Origin of the sequence: Micromonospora sp. NPDC051141 (assembly GCF_044455765.1) — a bacterium.
Classification (GTDB): domain Bacteria; phylum Actinomycetota; class Actinomycetes; order Mycobacteriales; family Micromonosporaceae; genus Micromonospora.
Genome location: NZ_JBITFD010000013.1, coordinates 96064 through 111332, shown reverse-complemented (window position 1 = coordinate 111332; position 15269 = coordinate 96064). Strand labels below are relative to the sequence as shown.

19 protein-coding genes are annotated in these 15269 nt (G+C 73.2%); 14 read left to right on the top strand and 5 right to left on the bottom strand.

The window, feature by feature from the left end; translation table 11 throughout:
* Positions 1-106 precede the first annotated feature (106 nt).
* The 5 genes from ACIA6B_RS23850 (at position 107) to ACIA6B_RS23830 (ending at position 3234) form a co-directional block, all read left to right on the top strand.
* Entirely contained in the window at positions 107-1030 is a 924-nt protein-coding gene (locus ACIA6B_RS23850; RefSeq protein WP_396776436.1) for an S-4TM family putative pore-forming effector, read from the top strand.
* Positions 1031-1074: 44 nt separating this feature from the next.
* Entirely contained in the window at positions 1075-1455 is a 381-nt protein-coding gene (locus ACIA6B_RS23845; RefSeq protein WP_396776434.1) for a hypothetical protein, read from the top strand.
* 97 nt (positions 1456-1552) lie between these two features.
* On the top strand, positions 1553-1822 hold the full coding sequence (locus tag ACIA6B_RS23840; protein ID WP_396776432.1) for a hypothetical protein: 270 nt from the start codon (positions 1553-1555) through the stop codon (positions 1820-1822).
* Positions 1815-2429 carry a DUF6879 family protein gene (locus tag ACIA6B_RS23835; protein ID WP_396776430.1) on the top strand — a complete coding sequence of 205 codons (615 nt, stop codon included), beginning with the start codon at positions 1815-1817 and terminating at the stop codon, positions 2427-2429. Before ACIA6B_RS23840 ends, ACIA6B_RS23835 begins: the two co-directional genes overlap by 8 nt.
* Positions 2430-2463: 34 nt before the next feature.
* Positions 2464-3234 (top strand): DUF6082 family protein, encoded by a 771-nt coding sequence (locus ACIA6B_RS23830; protein WP_396776428.1) that lies wholly within the window; start codon positions 2464-2466, stop codon positions 3232-3234.
* On the opposite strand, the gene ACIA6B_RS23825 is transcribed toward ACIA6B_RS23830, so the two are convergent.
* Both ACIA6B_RS23825 and ACIA6B_RS23820 read right to left on the bottom strand, forming a co-directional pair.
* Positions 3209-3754, bottom strand: coding sequence for a flavoprotein (locus tag ACIA6B_RS23825; RefSeq protein ID WP_396776427.1), 546 nt, complete (start codon positions 3752-3754; stop codon positions 3209-3211). The genes ACIA6B_RS23830 and ACIA6B_RS23825 overlap by 26 nt on opposite strands.
* A 99-nt stretch (positions 3755-3853) precedes the next feature.
* Entirely contained in the window at positions 3854-6067 is a 2214-nt protein-coding gene (locus tag ACIA6B_RS23820; RefSeq protein WP_396776425.1) for a choice-of-anchor J domain-containing protein, read from the bottom strand.
* 165 nt (positions 6068-6232) lie between these two features.
* On the opposite strand from ACIA6B_RS23820, the gene ACIA6B_RS23815 reads away from it, so the two are divergent.
* The 5 genes from ACIA6B_RS23815 (at position 6233) to ACIA6B_RS23795 (ending at position 10665) form a co-directional block, all read left to right on the top strand.
* Complete coding sequence (locus ACIA6B_RS23815) at positions 6233-7513, top strand: AAA family ATPase (protein ID WP_396776423.1); 1281 nt, start codon at positions 6233-6235, stop codon at positions 7511-7513.
* Between the two features lie 104 nt (positions 7514-7617).
* Complete coding sequence (locus ACIA6B_RS23810) at positions 7618-7824, top strand: hypothetical protein (RefSeq protein WP_396776421.1); 207 nt, start codon at positions 7618-7620, stop codon at positions 7822-7824.
* A 56-nt stretch (positions 7825-7880) separates the two neighbouring features.
* Positions 7881-8189 (top strand): DUF6403 family protein, encoded by a 309-nt coding sequence (locus ACIA6B_RS23805; protein WP_396776419.1) that lies wholly within the window; start codon positions 7881-7883, stop codon positions 8187-8189.
* Positions 8186-9538: a hypothetical protein gene (locus ACIA6B_RS23800; RefSeq protein WP_396776417.1), complete on the top strand. Its 1353-nt coding sequence runs from the start codon at positions 8186-8188 to the stop codon at positions 9536-9538. The genes ACIA6B_RS23805 and ACIA6B_RS23800 overlap by 4 nt, the downstream gene beginning before the upstream one ends.
* The gene (locus ACIA6B_RS23795) at positions 9535-10665 is read left to right on the top strand and encodes a hypothetical protein (protein ID WP_396776415.1); all 1131 of its coding nucleotides are present in this window, start codon (positions 9535-9537) and stop codon (positions 10663-10665) included. Before ACIA6B_RS23800 ends, ACIA6B_RS23795 begins: the two co-directional genes overlap by 4 nt.
* Positions 10666-10692: 27 nt before the next feature.
* On the opposite strand, the gene ACIA6B_RS23790 is transcribed toward ACIA6B_RS23795, so the two are convergent.
* Positions 10693-11259 (bottom strand): snapalysin family zinc-dependent metalloprotease, encoded by a 567-nt coding sequence (locus tag ACIA6B_RS23790; protein WP_281936213.1) that lies wholly within the window; start codon positions 11257-11259, stop codon positions 10693-10695.
* 77 nt (positions 11260-11336) lie between these two features.
* Positions 11337-12104, bottom strand: a complete 768-nt coding sequence (locus ACIA6B_RS23785; RefSeq protein ID WP_396776412.1) for an SDR family oxidoreductase — start codon at positions 12102-12104, stop codon at positions 11337-11339.
* 99 nt (positions 12105-12203) lie between these two features.
* Between ACIA6B_RS23785 and ACIA6B_RS23780 the strand changes: the two genes are divergently transcribed.
* The 4 genes from ACIA6B_RS23780 to ACIA6B_RS23765 all read left to right on the top strand — a co-directional run bounded on the left by ACIA6B_RS23780 (position 12204) and on the right by ACIA6B_RS23765 (position 14560).
* Positions 12204-13043 (top strand): helix-turn-helix transcriptional regulator, encoded by an 840-nt coding sequence (locus tag ACIA6B_RS23780; RefSeq protein WP_396776410.1) that lies wholly within the window; start codon positions 12204-12206, stop codon positions 13041-13043.
* Positions 13044-13177: 134 nt separating this feature from the next.
* A complete protein-coding gene (locus tag ACIA6B_RS23775) occupies positions 13178-13885 on the top strand; it encodes a hypothetical protein (protein WP_396776408.1) in 708 nt (235 codons plus the stop codon).
* Between the two features lie 13 nt (positions 13886-13898).
* Entirely contained in the window at positions 13899-14159 is a 261-nt protein-coding gene (locus tag ACIA6B_RS23770) for a hypothetical protein (RefSeq protein WP_396776407.1), read from the top strand.
* Positions 14156-14560, top strand: coding sequence for a hypothetical protein (locus tag ACIA6B_RS23765; protein ID WP_396776405.1), 405 nt, complete (start codon positions 14156-14158; stop codon positions 14558-14560). The genes ACIA6B_RS23770 and ACIA6B_RS23765 overlap by 4 nt, the downstream gene beginning before the upstream one ends.
* A gap of 79 nt (positions 14561-14639) precedes the next feature.
* On the opposite strand, the gene ACIA6B_RS23760 is transcribed toward ACIA6B_RS23765, so the two are convergent.
* Positions 14640-15212 carry a dihydrofolate reductase family protein gene (locus ACIA6B_RS23760; protein ID WP_396776607.1) on the bottom strand — a complete coding sequence of 191 codons (573 nt, stop codon included), beginning with the start codon at positions 15210-15212 and terminating at the stop codon, positions 14640-14642.
* Positions 15213-15269 lie beyond the last annotated feature (57 nt).

The window sequence follows — 15269 nt, the reverse complement described above, 5'->3', positions numbered from 1 at the left end:
CGTACTTATCGGTAGTTCAGTGATTACGTTAAGGTGTGATCAAGAAGCGGACAGTAACATCTAGTGGCTTGGATGTACGATCGGGTCGGCGGACCGGGAGGTTGACGTGACGGACCGGACTGATTCCCTGCTCAGGCGTCAGGTCGACCCGGCCATGATGTCGCTGCTGCGGGCCATGTCGGTCTGCCACTCCCGCGCCCAACGCCTCGACGCGCTGCGCACCACGGTCTCCGTCGTCATCGCCGGCGCCGGCGCGACCGTCGCCTTCACCGGCGTGTCGGCCACCGCCGTCACCGCGCTCGGCGCGCTCTGGGCCGTGGTCAACGCGCTCGGGCTCGCCTCCTGGTCACGCGGGCAGCTCCGGCGGGCCGCCACCATCCAGGAGATGTTCGACGTCGACCTGTTCCGCCTGCCCTGGAACGCGGTGGCGGCCGGCGACCGGGTCGCCGCGCACGAGATCAGCCGACTCGACCGCGCGTTCCGGGGCACCGAACGCTACCTGCGCGACTACTACGAGATCCCGGAACTGCCCGCACCGTACGCCGTCCTCGCGTGCCAGCAGCAGAGCCTCGGCTGGGGCGCCCGGCTGCGCCGCCGCTACGCGTACACCGTGCTCGTCGCGGTGGCCACCTGGACGGCGGTCGGCGTCGGCTACGGGGTGCTCGCCGGCCTGACCGTGGCGCACTTGCTGCTCGCCTGGTTCGTGCCGTCGCTCGGCGCGCTGCTGCTCGGCGTCGAGATCTACCGGGGGCAGCGCGAGATCGCTGTCGAACGCGACCGGGCCATGACCATCGTCGAGGGCCACATCGCCTCGGCCGTCCGCGACCCGGCCGCTGACGCGGGTGACCTGCTCACCGTGGCCCGTCAGGTGCAGGACCTGCTCTTCCACAGTCGCTGCACCCAGCCCCGCGTGCCGAACTGGTTCTTCCGGCGGTTCCACGCCGCGGACCGGGTCGACTTCCAGTCCACGATGGCCGGCCTCGGCCAGGTGCTGCACGCGCCCGCACCCGCGGGGCGACTGGACGGCTGAGCACGGGGCCACGCGGAGCGCCCGACGCCGGTACCGTCCCTCGGGTGCCGCACACCGAAGACCCGCTGGCCGGGTTCACGCCGGCCCGGGCGTACACGAAGGATGTCGTCGCCGCCGCGCCCGCCGCACCCGGCGTGCACCTGGTGCTCGACGGCGGCGTGGTCGTCTACGTCGGCCGCACCGCCAACCTGCGCGCCCGGCTGCGGCAGCACCTCACCGGCAACCGCGACTCGTCGGTGCTGCACGAGCAGGTCGGCCAGCTCCTCGACGCGCCGGGCCGGGCCGCGACGCGCGACGACATCGCCGGGTGGCTGGGGCGGTGCGAGGTCCGCTGGCAGGAGACCGACAACCCCGAGGGTACGAAGGAAGCGCTGGTGCTGGCGCTGCGTCCCCGCTTCAACCGTCAGGTGCCCCGCGCCCGCTGATGTTGGAGATTCACTTCAGTTCGCGAAAATCCGAAGGCATCCGCGACCCGACGCTGGCTATTCTGGGTGCTTGATCCGTGACTCTGAGGAGTTGACGATGGCTGGTCGATGGGAAGCGGAACTCGCCGCGACGTTCGCCCGGCGGCTCGGGCGGTCCGCCGCCGAGTTGGGTGAGAGTGGCGGCACGACCACCTGCCCCGACATCTGGGAACTCTCCAACGGCGACGTGGCCGTCATCGGCCGCGACCTCACCGCCGCGTACGACGGACGCCTGCCGGAGGGTGTCAGCGTCGGTCCCGACGAGCGACTGGTGGTCATCCCGCGCAGCATGATCCGGGCAGCCAAGCCGGACATCCCGGATGCGTGACCTGCTGCGGGCGGCATCCGCCCGACAACTGAGTCTGCCCGAGTACGAGGCCGACTTCTACGCCACGGTGGAGACCGTGGACGGGGTGATCCTCAAGACCGAACGGGCCCAGACGTTCCGTGAGCCGGGCAGCCCCAGTTGGGAGGCGTTCGCGGCCGGTCGATGGGACGAAGCGCTGCGGATCGCCGCTCAGCCCAATCCCGAGCTGGCCCAGTTCTTCGCCCGCCTCGACGAGCGGGGCTCGGGGCTGCACCGCCTGCGGATCGTGGAGCTTCCTCTTACGCCATACCTGATCTGGGAGCTGAACTTTCTTCGCTACCGCGCCCAAGCGGGTGAGCGGATCGGCGTGCTCGTCGCAGAGTCCGTCGCGGAGCGGGAGCGGGACCATGGCCGGATTCCCGAGCTGATGGTGGCCGGCAGCCGGGCTGTCTACGAGGTTCGGTACGACGAGACGGGGCTTCCGGTCGGCGCGGACAAGGTCGTCGAGCCCGGGGTCGTCGAGGGCTGCCGGTCCCAGATCCTGGCGTTGCTCGACCAGGCCGAGCCGTTCGAGCCCTTCTTCCGTCGGGAGGTCGACGGCCGGACGCCCTCCACTGCCGACCTGTAGTAGCCTGCCCGCACCAGAGACCGTGGAGGCAGGCGTGCCCCGACTGCGGATGGCCACCGGTCTGGCCCGCCGGTCGGCGGCACCGACCGCGCTGCTGCTCGCGGTGCTGGCCATCCTCGCCGCGGTGCTCTTCACGCCGATCGGACTGCTCTGGATCGGGGATCGTCCCGGCTACGACTGGCCCCTGTTGGGCAACGTCGGACAGGCGTACGGGGCCGCCTCCGCCATTCTCGCCGCCCTTGCGTTGATCGGCGTGGTCGTCTCCCTGATCGTGCAGGCGCGGGAGGCCAAGGCAGCTCGGGAACAGGCGCTCCGCGCCTTGCACACCGACCTGCTCAAGATGGCCATTGACGATCCCGGGCTGCTGGAGTGCTGGGGCCCGATCGAGGAATCGACGGATCTGCGCTGGTTCCGCAAGCACGTCTACAGCAATCTGATCGTCACCCACTGGCAGCTCATGTGGGAGGTCGACGCGCTCAGCGAACCTCACCTGAGGGTGCTGGCCGACCAGTTCTTCAAGGGTGCCGCCGGGCGACGTTTCTGGGCGGAGGCGAGGGGCCCGCGCATGAAGGCCGAGACGTCGCGCCGGGCCCGGCGCTTCACCCTGGTCATGGACCGGCGTTACCTGGTGGCCGTCGCGGCGGGTCCGGCAGCCGACGCGGAGCGTGCCGTGCCGGAGCCGGGCGAGCCGGAGCCGCACCGTCCCGCTGTCTTACTCGTGAGAGGTGCCGTACTCGGCGGGGTAGCGGTATTCGCCGCTCACCATCTGCTGCGGCGGCTCACCGCTCGTCGGGGTTCGCGGTAGCGGGACGGGCCGCGCGGAGCGCGTCGACCACCACCGCCCACCGGCTCGGCGTCATCTCGTCCGGTGAGCGCAGCACGTCCCCGTCGTGCACCACCACCCCCGCCTCCCGCAACCGCCGCAGGTTGGGCGCGTAGGCGGGATGCGCGGCCAGCGCGGCGTTCACCCGGGGGAAGACGTGGATCGGCAGCCCGGTGCCGAGCAGTTCGTTGAGGATGCCCAGCGCCAACGTGTCGCTCGCGCCGGCGGCCCACTTGTTCAGCGTGTTGAAGGTGGCCGGCACCACCGCGGCGGCGTCGGCGGGCGGGTGCGGCTCGGGGTCGCCGGGGCGACGCCACTGCACGCGTACCGGATGACCGGTCTGCGCGGCGAGCGCGTCGCGGTCGAGCCAGCTTCCCGCGACCGGGGTGGCGATGAGGCAGACCCGCCACCCGTCGGCGGCGAGCAGGTCGGCGAGTTCGCCGATCCGCTGGGCCGGGGGAGCGGCGCAGACGACGAGGTGGAGCACCGGCGCGTCACTCATGGTCGTCAGTCTTACCCGGAAACGGCCCCGCCCGAGCACCGTCTCGGATGCTCGGGCGGGGTGAGGTGTTAGGCGGGGGCCCCGCCTGTACCGAATCCGTTAGAAGGGGGCCCCGCCTTTCTGGGTCACGCCGTTGACCTTCAGCGTGTACGGGGCGTACTGCTGGACCTGCTCGGTGGGCTCGTCGTAGGCGACCACGGCGACCACCTTCGGGAAGAGCGCGAGCAGCGCGAGCTGCGCCCGGTTGAGCGTCAGGCTCGACTTTCCGTTGAACTCGAACTGCCAGGCCAGCGAGTGCTTCTCGTCCAGGCCGATGAGCCGCACGTTCCAGTTGTGCACCGCGATCGGCTTGATCTCGGTGGGCGAGTCGAACGCGGCGAGGCTGCTGCCGTCGCTGACCGGGGCGCCGCCGAGCGTGACGTCGTCGACGAGTAGGCCGCCCTCGTTCACGCCGCCGTCGCTGACGTAGCGGAAGCCGAGCAGGATGTTCTTGCCGGCGTACGCGGACAGGTCGAAGCTGTGCGGCTCGAACCCGTTGGTGGTGCCGTTGAGCGCCGGGCCGAGCGGACCGTCGGTGGTCTTGTCGCCGGCGACCGCGGTGTAGGTGGCGCCGCCGTCGGTGGAGACCACCACGTAGCCGTAGTCGAAGCCGACCTCCGCGCCGTACTTGGCGAGGAAGCGTAGCGTCGGGTCGGCGGTCGGCACGGTGACCGGGGTGACCGCGGCGGCGTCGGTGTTGTCGGCGTTGCCGGAGAACAGCACCGGGTTGCCGGCGCGGTCCGGGTCGTTCGTGACGACGGTCCAGGCCAGCGGCAGGGCCGGCAGCGTCTTCGCGCCCTGGAACGACAGCGACCGCAGGTCACGGCCGCGCAGTACGGTGCCGTCGGCCTTGGCCAGCGGAACGTAGTCGGCGCCGTTGGGCGCCGCGCCGGGCGTGGCGTACGCGGCCGGGTTGGCCAGGTTGACGGTGGAGCGCAGGCTCTTCGTGGTCACCCGGCTCTTCGGTACGCCGAGCATGATGCCCGTGCGCGACTCCCCGACGATCTTGTCGACCAGCGTCATGGTCTGGTAGTCGTGGATCACCTGGTACATGTTCTTCGCGCCCTCGACCTTGAGCGCGGCGTCCAGGCTGGCCAGCCCCTGGAGGTCGGCGTCGTTGTGCAGCCGGTGCACGATGTCGTTGCCGTAGCGGTCGTACAGGAACTGGATGAACGCGTACGCGTTGCCGTAGTCGGCGAGCACCGCGTTCGGGTTCGGGCTCTCGCCCCACAGGTTCAGCGAGTTCTCCGGGCCACCGCAGTCGCGCGGGTTCGCGTTGTACGGCGTCTGCACCGTGCCGAAGCCCTGTTGGCAGTAGAGGTGGCTGTCCGCGCCCCGGTCGAAGACGGTGGCCTTCGTGTCCACGTACCCGGTGAGCGTCTGCGCGAAGTCGGACAGGCCCTCGTTCATCCAGGTGGTCTCGAACGGGTCGCTGTAGTAGTGCGCCAGGTGCTGCCACTCGTGCGCGAACGTGCCCTCGTAGCTGAACGGGCGGGCCGGGCGGCTGGTGCACAGGTCGCCGGTCGGCTCGTCCGGCGGGTTCGCGCCGGTGCGGTGCAGCCAGTCGAACGCGTCGACGGTCATCACGTTCCGGTCGAACAGCTCGTTGAGCTGCGCCGAGAAGAAGCCGGCGATGTAGGTCGGGGCGGCCGGGAACTCGTAGTAGTTGTCGTCCCGGACGTTGTCGATCAGGGTGACCGTCTTGTTGCCGCCGCCGGTGTAGTCGCCGCCGTTGCCCTGCGCGTCCGGCGGGATCTGGGCGTTGCTGCCGTCGCGGTCCGGTGGCCGGCTGAACGCCACCGTCTCCTTCGGGTACATGTTCGTGTCGAACTCGTGCACGAAGCTCTGCACCTGCGCGTCGGTGATCTGCGTCGACGTGGGGATCTGGTTGCGACAGTCGTCGGCCGGGAACGCGATGTCGTTGGCGACCCACACCTCGACGTTGTCGCCGACGCCGCGCAGCGTGTAGTCCTTGCGGTAGTAGCTGCCCTGGAAGTCGTCCATGCCGAGCCACTGCCGGACGGTGCCGACCGGCGGGGTCGACGCCGCGGCGGCCGTCGAGCGGGCCTGGGCGCGCTTCTGGTAGCTGGTCGGGGTCTTGACCGGCTTGCCGTCGAGCGTGAAGTCCTTGCGGGTCAGCTCACGGGTGTCGTCGACGACCGGCTTGGCCGTCGCGTTGGCCGGTGCGGCGGACGCGGCCGTGGCGGGCAGGACGCCGAGGAACGGTAGGACGAGTGCGATGGCTGCGGTACCGGCGATCCGGCTGCGTGCCATTGGCCCCCCTTGTCGGGTGTGCGGAATCCGGCCGACGGGGTCACCGTCGCGTGCGCCGGAGAGACATTCACGTCGTTCGTACGCCACACTGTTGCCTTTGGCAACTAGTCGAACGTGTTAAGAAGGGGCCCCGCCTCTACCAGATGCGTGAAGAAGGGCCCCGCCTTGCAGGTCGTGGAGAGTGTGCTGCGTGACGTGCGCGAGGGCGCGCACCGCGGCGTCGTCGTCGACTCGCCGCCAGGGGCGGGGAAGTCCACGCTCGTCGTGCGCGCCGCCGCCGAGCTGGCCGTCACCGGGGACCCGCTGATGATCGTGGCGCAGACCAACGAGCAGGTCGACGACCTCATCGACCGGCTTGGGCGAAAGGCGCCGGAGCTGCGCGTCGGGCGGCTCTCCGCAGCCGACTACCGGCCCACCGACCGAGTGACGGGCCACCCGGCGGTCCGGGTCGCGGCGAAGGTCGCCGACCTCGGCGGCCCGGCCGTCACCATCGGTACGGCGGCCAAGTGGGCCACCGTGCCCGAGGGGTCCTGGCCGTGGGCGATCGTGGACGAGGCGTACCAGATGCGGGCGGACGCGCTGCTGCGCGTGGCCGGTCGGTTCGAGCGGGCGCTGTTCGTCGGCGACCCCGGGCAGCTCGACCCGTTCTCCGCCGTCGAGACCGCCCGCTGGACCGGCCTGACCTGGGACCCGATGCAGTCGGCGGTGGCCACGCTGCTGCGGCACAACCCGGACCTGCCGGTGCACCGGCTGCCGGTGTCGTGGCGGCTGCCGGCCTCCGCCGCGCCCGTGGTGTCCGCGGCGTTCTACCCGTTCACCGGCTTCCGGGCCGGCACCGGGCCGGCCGACCGGGCGCTGACGTTCACCGCGGCCGGTCCCGGTGACGGCTACGACGCCTCGGTCGAGCTGGCCGCCGCGACCGGCTGGGCGTTGCACGAGCTGCCGGCGCGACACACCGTGCGTACCGACGCCGAGGCCGCCACGGCCTGCGCGGAGCTGGCGCTGCGGGTGCTGGCCCGCGGCGCGGTCGCGGTCAGCGAGGCGGCGCCCGGCGGCGCGCCGGTGACCGCGGACCGGATCGCCGTCGGTGCCGCGCACCGCGACCAGGTCGCGGCCATCCGCGCCCGGCTGGGCACGGCCGGCGCGGGCGTCACGGTGGACACCGCCAACCGGCTCCAGGGCCGGGAGTACGACGTGACGATCGTGCTGCACCCGCTCTCCGGCCGGCGCGACGCGACCGCGTTCCACCTGGAGTCGGGGCGGCTGTGCGTGCTGGCGTCCCGGCACCGGCACGCCTGCGTGGTGGTGGCCCGGGCCGGCATCGGCGAGCTGCTCGACGCGTATCCCTCGACCGAGCCCGTGCACCTGGACGTGCCGGTGAAGTTCCCGGACGGGTGGGAGGCCAACCAGACCGTGCTCACCCACCTCGACGCGCACCGGGCCTGAGTACGCGCACCCGGGTACGCGCACGGGTCGGAAACGACGGGCGGGCCGGTCGGGCGGTCCGTTCGGATCTTCCGGCGGGGGCGGGCGGTGGGCAGGATGGCCGGGTGCATCCTTACGACCCGTACCAACAGCAGCCGCCGTATGCCGCGTACTACCCGCCGCAGCCGGAGGAGGACGGGATCAACTGGTCGACCGTCCTCTGGGTCGCGGTGCCGGCGCTGCTGGTGATCCTCTGCTGTGCCGGGTGCGTGGTCTCCGGGTTCGCCGGGGCGTTCATGGAGGGCTTCCAGGAGGGCTACTCCTCGTCGTAGGCCGGCGGGTGGCACCTCGACGCGCGCGGCTGGCGGTGGTGCGTTAGACAGGGATCATGACCGTGAGTGTGCTGCCCTGGCTGGGCGGGGCCCTGGTGGCGGTGGCTGCCGGGTTCCTCGCCACGGTGCTGCCCCGGCGCCGCGAGCGCGACCGGGGTCGGCGGGTCGCCTGGTCGTCCGCGCGGGCGGCGATCCACGACGCCACCGTCAGCCGGGACGCGGCCACCACGCCGGTGCCCGAGGCGGACCGGTTGCTGGCCCGCGCCGAGCTGCTGGCCGCCGCGCGCGACGGCGGCGCGGACGCGGCCCGGGAGGCGACCGCGCACGCGCGTCGGGCCGACGAGCTGTGGCGGGCCGACCGATGAGGGTACGCCGGGAGCTGCTGCGCTGGTCCCTGCTGGCCGTGGCGGCGGCGGTGCTGACGGTGTTCCTGGTGGCGCAGCGGCAGAGCGTCGACGTCAGCTACGGGCGTTCGCCGTCGTCCGCCTCGCTGCCCTCGGAGGGCTCCGCCGGGGAGTTGAGCGACGCGACGGTCCCCTCGGTCGAGGAGATGACCGCGCTGGTCGCGGCCGATCCGGTGGTGCGCCTGCCCGGCGCGACCGCGCGTTGGGACACCGCCCGGGTCCGGGCCGCCATCGGCGGTGACGACACCCGCATCCTGGTCGCCCCGCCCGGGCTGGACGAGGCGGAACGGCGGCGGGTCAAGGACGTCGAGAACGCCACGATCCGGATCGTCGGCACCGAGGTCAGCGGCGGGCTCTACGTGGCCACGGCGGACGACCTGCCGGGCTGGCGGGCGCAGTTCGCCACCGGCGACGTCACCGGCCAGGTGCTCGCGCTGCTCGCCGGGTTGCGCAAGCAGCCGTCCCCGCCGGACCGCGACGACCTGCGCTGGCGGGAGCCGACCGCCGCCGAGTTGGCCCCGGTGACCGCCGCGCTGCGGGCCACCGGCCGGTACGTCGGGGCCGGCGCCACGCTGCCCCGGCTGCCGGAGCGGACCGCCGGGGACGCGTTCCCGGACGGGGCCTGGTTCGTGGTGCTGCCGGCCCAGCCGTACGGGGCGCCGCTGCCGGCGTACGGGCCGGCGCTGCACCGGCTCGCCCCGGACCGGCCGGTGGTGGTGATGTACGGCGGCTGGATCGAGTACCACGGTCCGGGCGCGGCGGACTTCGCCGAGGTGGCCGGCGCCAGCTTCTACGCGCAGTACGGCGGTCGGCTCAGCCGCTACGCCTATCCGCAGCTCAACGTGCTCGGCGCGTACCTGGCCCGGGTCACCGACGTGCGGTACGCGGGGCTGTTCGACAGGCCGCTGCCGTACCGGCCGTTCGACCCGCTGCGGGTGGCGTTGCCGGCGCTGCCGTGGCTCTTCGCCGGCTGCGTGGCCGGCTTCGTGGTGCTGTCGATCCGTACCGTGCGCGGCGCCGGTCGGGGTCGGCCGGACGACGTCGGGCCGGGCGGCACGCCGGCGCGGCTGGCCGGGCTCTCCGCGCTGGCCGTGGAGCTGTCCCTGCTCACCGACGCGCGCAGCGACCCGGCGCTGGTGCGCGGCGTCGGCCGGCTGCGCGCGGCCCGGTACGCGCTCGACGACGGGCTGCCCGAGAAGCACGTACGCGGCCTGTTGGCGGACGCGGCGGCCGAGCTGGACGGCGTGGCCCGGGACGTGCGGATGCCCGGCTACCGACCGGACGTCTACCTGCGCGGGAGGCTGTCGTGACCGGCACCGGGCGTCAGCGGGCCGGCACCGAGCGCGGGCCGGTCGACACCGCGCGTCGACGGGCCGGGACCGAGCGCGGGCGGGCCGGGACCGAGCGCGGGCGGGACGGAGCCGAGCGCGGGCGGGCCGGCACCGCGCGCCGGCAGTCCGGAACCCCGCGTCGGCAGGCCGGGACCGCGCGCCGGCCGGTGGGCGCCGTGCGCCGGCTGCTGGGCCGGCTGGTCGGGACCGCGTTCGGCCGGGCGGTGCTGGCCTGCCTGGTGCTGGCCGGCTGGGCGCTGTGGACCGGCGGCCTGTTCGACGGGCCGGCCGCCCGGCAGGTACGCGCCTCGTCGGTCTACGCCGCGCCCGGCGTGGAGCTGGACCGGGCCGCCGCCGAACGGGTCATCGGCAACCGCCGGCTGGTGGTGCTGATGATGCGGCCCGGCACCGACCTGTCCGAGGCGTGCGACGACACCGAACGGGCCACCCGGGGCACGCTGGTGCTGGCGATGAGCCGCGACGGGGACGACTGGGACACGTACGGCTGTTCCCGCCTCGGCGGCGACAGTCCGCGCGACGTCGGCCGGTCCGTGGTGGTGGAGACCGTGATCGGCCAGGGCGCGGACGCGTTCGTGGACCGGCCGGTCGAGGCGCTGAAGGTGATCGTGCTCAACTACGACCGGCTGGTCCGCACCGGCCTGGTGCCGGACGGCGCTCGGACCATCAGCCCGTCGTTGCCCCGCTACCTGCTGGCCGGCGGCGCGCTCGGCGGCGTGGTGGCCGGCGCGGCGGTGCTCTGGTTCGGTGGCCGGCGGGCCGGCCGACTGGCCGACGCGCGGCGGGCCGGGCGGGACGCGCGCGCCGACGAGCGGGCCGCGTTGGGCGCGGCGACCGCCGTGCTCGCCCAGCAGATCATCGACCTGGACCGGGCCGGCGGGCCGGGCGGGTCGGCGTACCGGCGGCTGGCCGGCGACTACGTCGGGCTGCTCGACGAGGTGTCCGGATCAGATGCCGGGGACCCGGCGGTGGGCCGGCTGCGGGAGCGGGTGGACGAGTTGAGCCGGCGGGCGGCGGAGCTGGCGGACGACGCGGCGGACGCGGGCGCACCCACGTCGGCGCGGACGCGCGGACGGGGCCGGCGGTGACCCGCCGGCCCCGTCCCCGGAGCGTCGTCAGCGCCCGGCGGCGACCACCGTGGCGGCCGGCCAGCTGTCGCTGAAGATCTGGGCGGGCGTGGCGCTGCGGGCGGCGAAGCCGAACAGCGAGTCGACCCGGGCGGCCTCGGTGGAGCTGGGGTACGGGTTGGTGCAGCTGGTGCCGGCGCTGCCGCCGGACATCAGGATGGCGCAGTTGCCGTTGTAGTTGTCCGGCAGGCCGAGGATGTGGCCGATCTCGTGCGTCATGATGCGCAGCGGCGAGTACTGCTGGGCCTGGTTGTAGTCGATGACCACGCGACCGTTGCCGAGGCTGGTGCGCTGGGCGTACGACCCGCCGCCGTAGGTGTAGTAGATCATCAGGTTCGACCCGCACTGGGCCATGTTGATGTTGTTGGTGTAGTTGTTCCAGATCGACGCCGCCTGCACCGCCGTGCTGGCGAACGGGCCGGCCTGGCTGGTGTTGTAGCAGACGTTGCGGATCGCGGCGGAGGCCGGTGCCGGGTTGACGGCGACCGCGCCCAGCGCCGTCAGCGTCACGGCCGCGAGGGTGGCGAGGATCCGGGACAGCTTCGGCGTACGCATGGTTCACACTCCTGGGGGATGGGGGGTGTGCGGACGCCGACAGCCTATCGATATAAATCGATGGATATCAAGGTCTGTCAGGTGGCGGCGTGCGGATCGGCCGCGTTCAGCTCGGCGACCACCCGGTCGTACTCGCCACGCGTCGCCGCGTGCCGGAGGAACTTCACGCGCTCGACCTGGATCTCCGTGGCGTCCGGCTGCGCCTCCAGCAGCGCCACCACCTCGGCCACGAACTCGTCAAGCGGCATGGCGAACTCGCTGCTCTCCTGTCCGGGCAGCAGCCCGGTCCGCACCGCCGGCGGCACCAGCTCCACCACCCGTACGCCGGTCTCGGCCAACTGGAGCCGGATCGACTCGCTGAGCATGTGGATCGCGGCCTTGGACGCGTTGTAGCTGGGGGTGACCCGCAGCGGCACGAACGCCAGGCCGGACGAGACGGTGACGATGGTGGCGTTCCCGCGCTGCCGCAGGTGCTCGACGAACGCGCCGATCAGCCGGATCGGGCCGAGCACGTTGGTGGTCACCACCTCCTCGGCCGAGGCGAGGAACGTCTCGGGCGAGCGCCAGTCCTCGATCCGCATCACGCCGGCCATGGCCACCACGACGTTGAGGTCCGGGTGCCGGGCCAGCACCGTCTTCGCCGCCGCCGTGACGCTCGCCGGGTCGGTGGTGTCGATCGGCACGGTGTCCAGGCCCGGATGGGTCGCGGCGATCTCGTCGAGCAGCTCGGTACGCCGGCCGCCGACGATCACCGTGTTGCCCCGGTCCCGCAGGGCGAGCGCCAGCGCCAGGCCGATCCCGCTGGTGGCGCCCGGAATGAAGATGGTGTTCCCGGAGATGTCCATGCCGCCAGCATGGCCGGTCCGGGGCTGCCGGGGCAGAGTTCCCTGATCGGGGGATCCCGGATCCCTGGTTCGCGTCGCGCGGCGGCGGATACTCGGATCATGGACCGGATCGCCCTGGCCGACTTCCTTCGCCGCCGCCGCGAGGCGCTGCGCCCCGGTGACGTCGGGCTGCCGCCGGGCGCCCGGCGGCGGGCCCCCGGCCTGCGGCGGGAGGAGGTCGCCGCGCTCGCCGCCATGTCCACCGACTACTACACCCGGCTGGAGCAGCGGCGCGGCCCGCAGCCCAGCCCGAACCTGCTCGCCGGGCTGGCCCGGGCGCTGCGGTTGACCGGCGACGAACGCGACTACCTGTTCCGGGTGGCCGGGCACAGCCCGCCCGAGGCGGTCGCCACCGCCACCCACGTCGCGCCGGCGCTGCTGCGGGTGCTGGACCGGCTGGCGGACACGCCGGCGCTGATCCTGTCGAACCTGGGGGAGACGCTGGAGCAGAACCGGTTGGCCGCCGCGCTGCTCGGCGAGCGGACCGGCCACACCGGGCCGGCCCGCAGCGGGATCTACAGGTGGTTCACCGACCCGGCCGAGCGGGCCCGCTACCCGGTCGACGACCACGACCGACAGAGCCGCGCGCAGGTCGCCAACCTGCGCGCCGCGTACGGGCAGATGGGTCCCCGCTCCCGTGCCGGTGAGCTGGTCCGGGTGCTGCGCGCGGCCAGCGACGAGTTCGCCGGGCTGTGGGAGCGGCACGAGGTGGCGCAGCGCTACGCCGACCACAAGACGCTGATCCACCCGGAACTCGGCCCGATCGAGCTGGACTGCCAGGTGCTGTTCACCGAGGACCAGTCCCAGGCGCTGCTCGTGCTCACCGCGCCGCCGCGCAGCGAGGGCGCGGAGAAGCTGCGACTGCTCGCCGTGCTCGGGCACGAGCGTTTCCCGGCGTGAACCAGGCACAGGAACGGCTATTCACGCCGCCGGGAATTCCCGGCTCCGGTGTCAACCTCCCGTCACGCAGGGTGTTCTGCTGATCCCTTCCGGTCGATAGCGTCGGGCCACTGGCCGCCGACGAAGGGCCGAGAATGGACCACACCACACATCCGCTCGACCGCAGGCGCCTCCTCGCCGGCGCGGCGGCGGCCTCGACGCTCACCCTGACCGGTCTGGCCGTCGCGCCCGTCCCCGCCGCGGCGGCCCCGGCCGGCGCCGGAACGCCGCTGGTGACCCGGGACCGGATCGCGACCGCCGCGTTGCGCGCGCCCGACGGTTCCGCGCCGGCGGTCCGGATCCGGGCCGACTTCGCCGACCGGCTCGCCGCCTGGCTGGCGTTCTGGTCGGCGAACTCCCCCCGCGCCTGGAGCGCGCCGACGCAGGTGGTCGCCCGGGTCGCGCCGGCCGGCGACGCGTTGGACCTGCACGCGGTCCGCTACCGCCGCGACGACGAGCCGCGGGCCGGCTTCACCGCCGCCCGGCGGGACGCCACGCACCTGGCCACGCTGGCCAGCCTGCACCACCACTTCCCGAGCGTGCGCGTCCGGCCGGACGGGACGATCCGGATCGGGGACGGGCCCGCCGGCTTCACCGGCGCGCCGGAACAGGTCGCCTTCGCGGTCGCCGCCTGCCGCGGGCTGTGGGGCGACGCGGCGGCCACCGCCGACCGCTGGCGGGAGCACGCCGGCCGGGTCCTCGCCCGCACCGGCCGGCCCGCCGACGCCGGCTCGCACGCCGGCTGGGCGGCCTTCACCCGGACCAGTCTGCGTCGCGGGCTGGGCACCGAATCGTACGAGTGACCGGAGGAAACAGATGGCCCGCAACGAGTTCCGCTTCGTGGTCGACGGCGTCGACCTGACATCCGACCAGCAGACCCTGATCGCCGGCGAGATCCAGAAGGCCGGCCTGGCCGCGCTGCGGACCGCCAACGCCAAGCTCGTCAATCCGCTCACCCTCGGTCACGGCAACATCCGGCTGCGGCCCGAGTGGTACGGCCTTTGGGTGCTCGACGGCGAGCTTGCGCAGGACCTCGGCCAGAAGATCAACGACATCGGGTTCTGGATCCAGCGGTGACCGACGCCGCCCGATCGGCCGGCCCGCCGGAGCGGATGTGTCCGAGCACGCCGGCGTCCAACGCCACCGTGTTCCTCGGCATGATCACACCGGCGGGCCGGGTGGCCTACGTGACGCCGGCCGTGCCGGCCGAGGTGGCGCTCGCCGGGGCCGACGACTCCGCCGGGCCGATCGAGTCCCGGGTCCGGCTCGCCGGCCCCTGCGTCACCTCGTCCTGCGGCTTCTGGACCGGCTCGCACTGCGGCCTGGGCGCCCGGATGGCCGCCTCGTACGCCGAGACCGCCCCGCCGGCCGAGGAGTCGCTGCCGAAGTGCGCGATCCGGCGTACCTGCCGGTGGTTCGCCGAGCAGGGACCGGCGGCGTGCCCGGCCTGCTCGCACGTGGTCACCGACGCGCGGTGAGCGCGGATGGCCGCTCGACCCGGCCACGCGCGACCGCTGATCCTCGCGGCCGTGTCCGTCGCCTCCGCTGCCGGGGCGGTCAGCCGGCGGACACCCGGTGTGACCCGTCACGGACGCGGCGGTAGCGCTCGTAGATCACGTGGGAGCTGAACGTCTTGGTCTCGACCAGGTTCAGCGGGATGTCGGCGGTGACCGGCGGCAGGTACGGCGTGCCGCCACCCACCACGACCGGACACCGGTACATGCGCAGCTCGTCGACGAGGCCGAGCTCGATCGCGGCCCCGGCCAGCACCGTGCCCCCGATCGAGACGGGCTTGTCGGTCGAGTCCAGCGCCATGGCGATCTCCTCGGCCACCGACGCCTTGGCGAGCCGGGCGTTGCCCTGGACGTCATCGAGCGTACGGCTGAAGACGACCTTCGGCAGGTCGCGCCAGATGTCGGCGAACGCGGCCCCGATCTCGGTCTCGCGCATCGCCGGATCCGTCTCCCACACCAGCATGTTCTCGTAGAGCCGGCGGCCCAGCAGGTAGCCGCCGAGCTGGCCCACCTCCGCGTGGTGGAACCGGATCAGCTCGTCATCGGGGCCCGCCCAGTCGAACGAGCCCGTGCGGTCGGCGACGAAGCCGTCGACCGAGACGCTCATCGAGTACATCAGCACAAATTCTCTCCTTTTCCGGTCGCATCTGGACCACAGCCTGACACACCGGGA

Excerpts from the sequence above, each read along its gene's own strand:
- ACIA6B_RS23840 (WP_396776432.1), top strand. The coding sequence starts at position 1,553 with ATGGCTGGTCGATGGGAAGCGGAACTCGCCGCGACGTTCGCCCGGCGG.
- ACIA6B_RS23835 (WP_396776430.1), top strand. The coding sequence starts at position 1,815 with ATGCGTGACCTGCTGCGGGCGGCATCCGCCCGACAACTGAGTCTGCCC.
- ACIA6B_RS23825 (WP_396776427.1), bottom strand. The coding sequence starts at position 3,754 with ATGAGTGACGCGCCGGTGCTCCACCTCGTCGTCTGCGCCGCTCCCCCG.
- ACIA6B_RS23820 (WP_396776425.1), bottom strand. The coding sequence starts at position 6,067 with ATGGCACGCAGCCGGATCGCCGGTACCGCAGCCATCGCACTCGTCCTA.
- ACIA6B_RS23805 (WP_396776419.1), top strand. The coding sequence starts at position 7,881 with ATGACCGTGAGTGTGCTGCCCTGGCTGGGCGGGGCCCTGGTGGCGGTG.
- ACIA6B_RS23800 (WP_396776417.1), top strand. The coding sequence starts at position 8,186 with ATGAGGGTACGCCGGGAGCTGCTGCGCTGGTCCCTGCTGGCCGTGGCG.
- ACIA6B_RS23790 (WP_281936213.1), bottom strand. The coding sequence starts at position 11,259 with ATGCGTACGCCGAAGCTGTCCCGGATCCTCGCCACCCTCGCGGCCGTG.
- ACIA6B_RS23785 (WP_396776412.1), bottom strand. The coding sequence starts at position 12,104 with ATGGACATCTCCGGGAACACCATCTTCATTCCGGGCGCCACCAGCGGG.
- ACIA6B_RS23780 (WP_396776410.1), top strand. The coding sequence starts at position 12,204 with ATGGACCGGATCGCCCTGGCCGACTTCCTTCGCCGCCGCCGCGAGGCG.
- ACIA6B_RS23775 (WP_396776408.1), top strand. The coding sequence starts at position 13,178 with ATGGACCACACCACACATCCGCTCGACCGCAGGCGCCTCCTCGCCGGC.
- ACIA6B_RS23770 (WP_396776407.1), top strand. The coding sequence starts at position 13,899 with ATGGCCCGCAACGAGTTCCGCTTCGTGGTCGACGGCGTCGACCTGACA.
- ACIA6B_RS23760 (WP_396776607.1), bottom strand. The coding sequence starts at position 15,212 with ATGTACTCGATGAGCGTCTCGGTCGACGGCTTCGTCGCCGACCGCACG.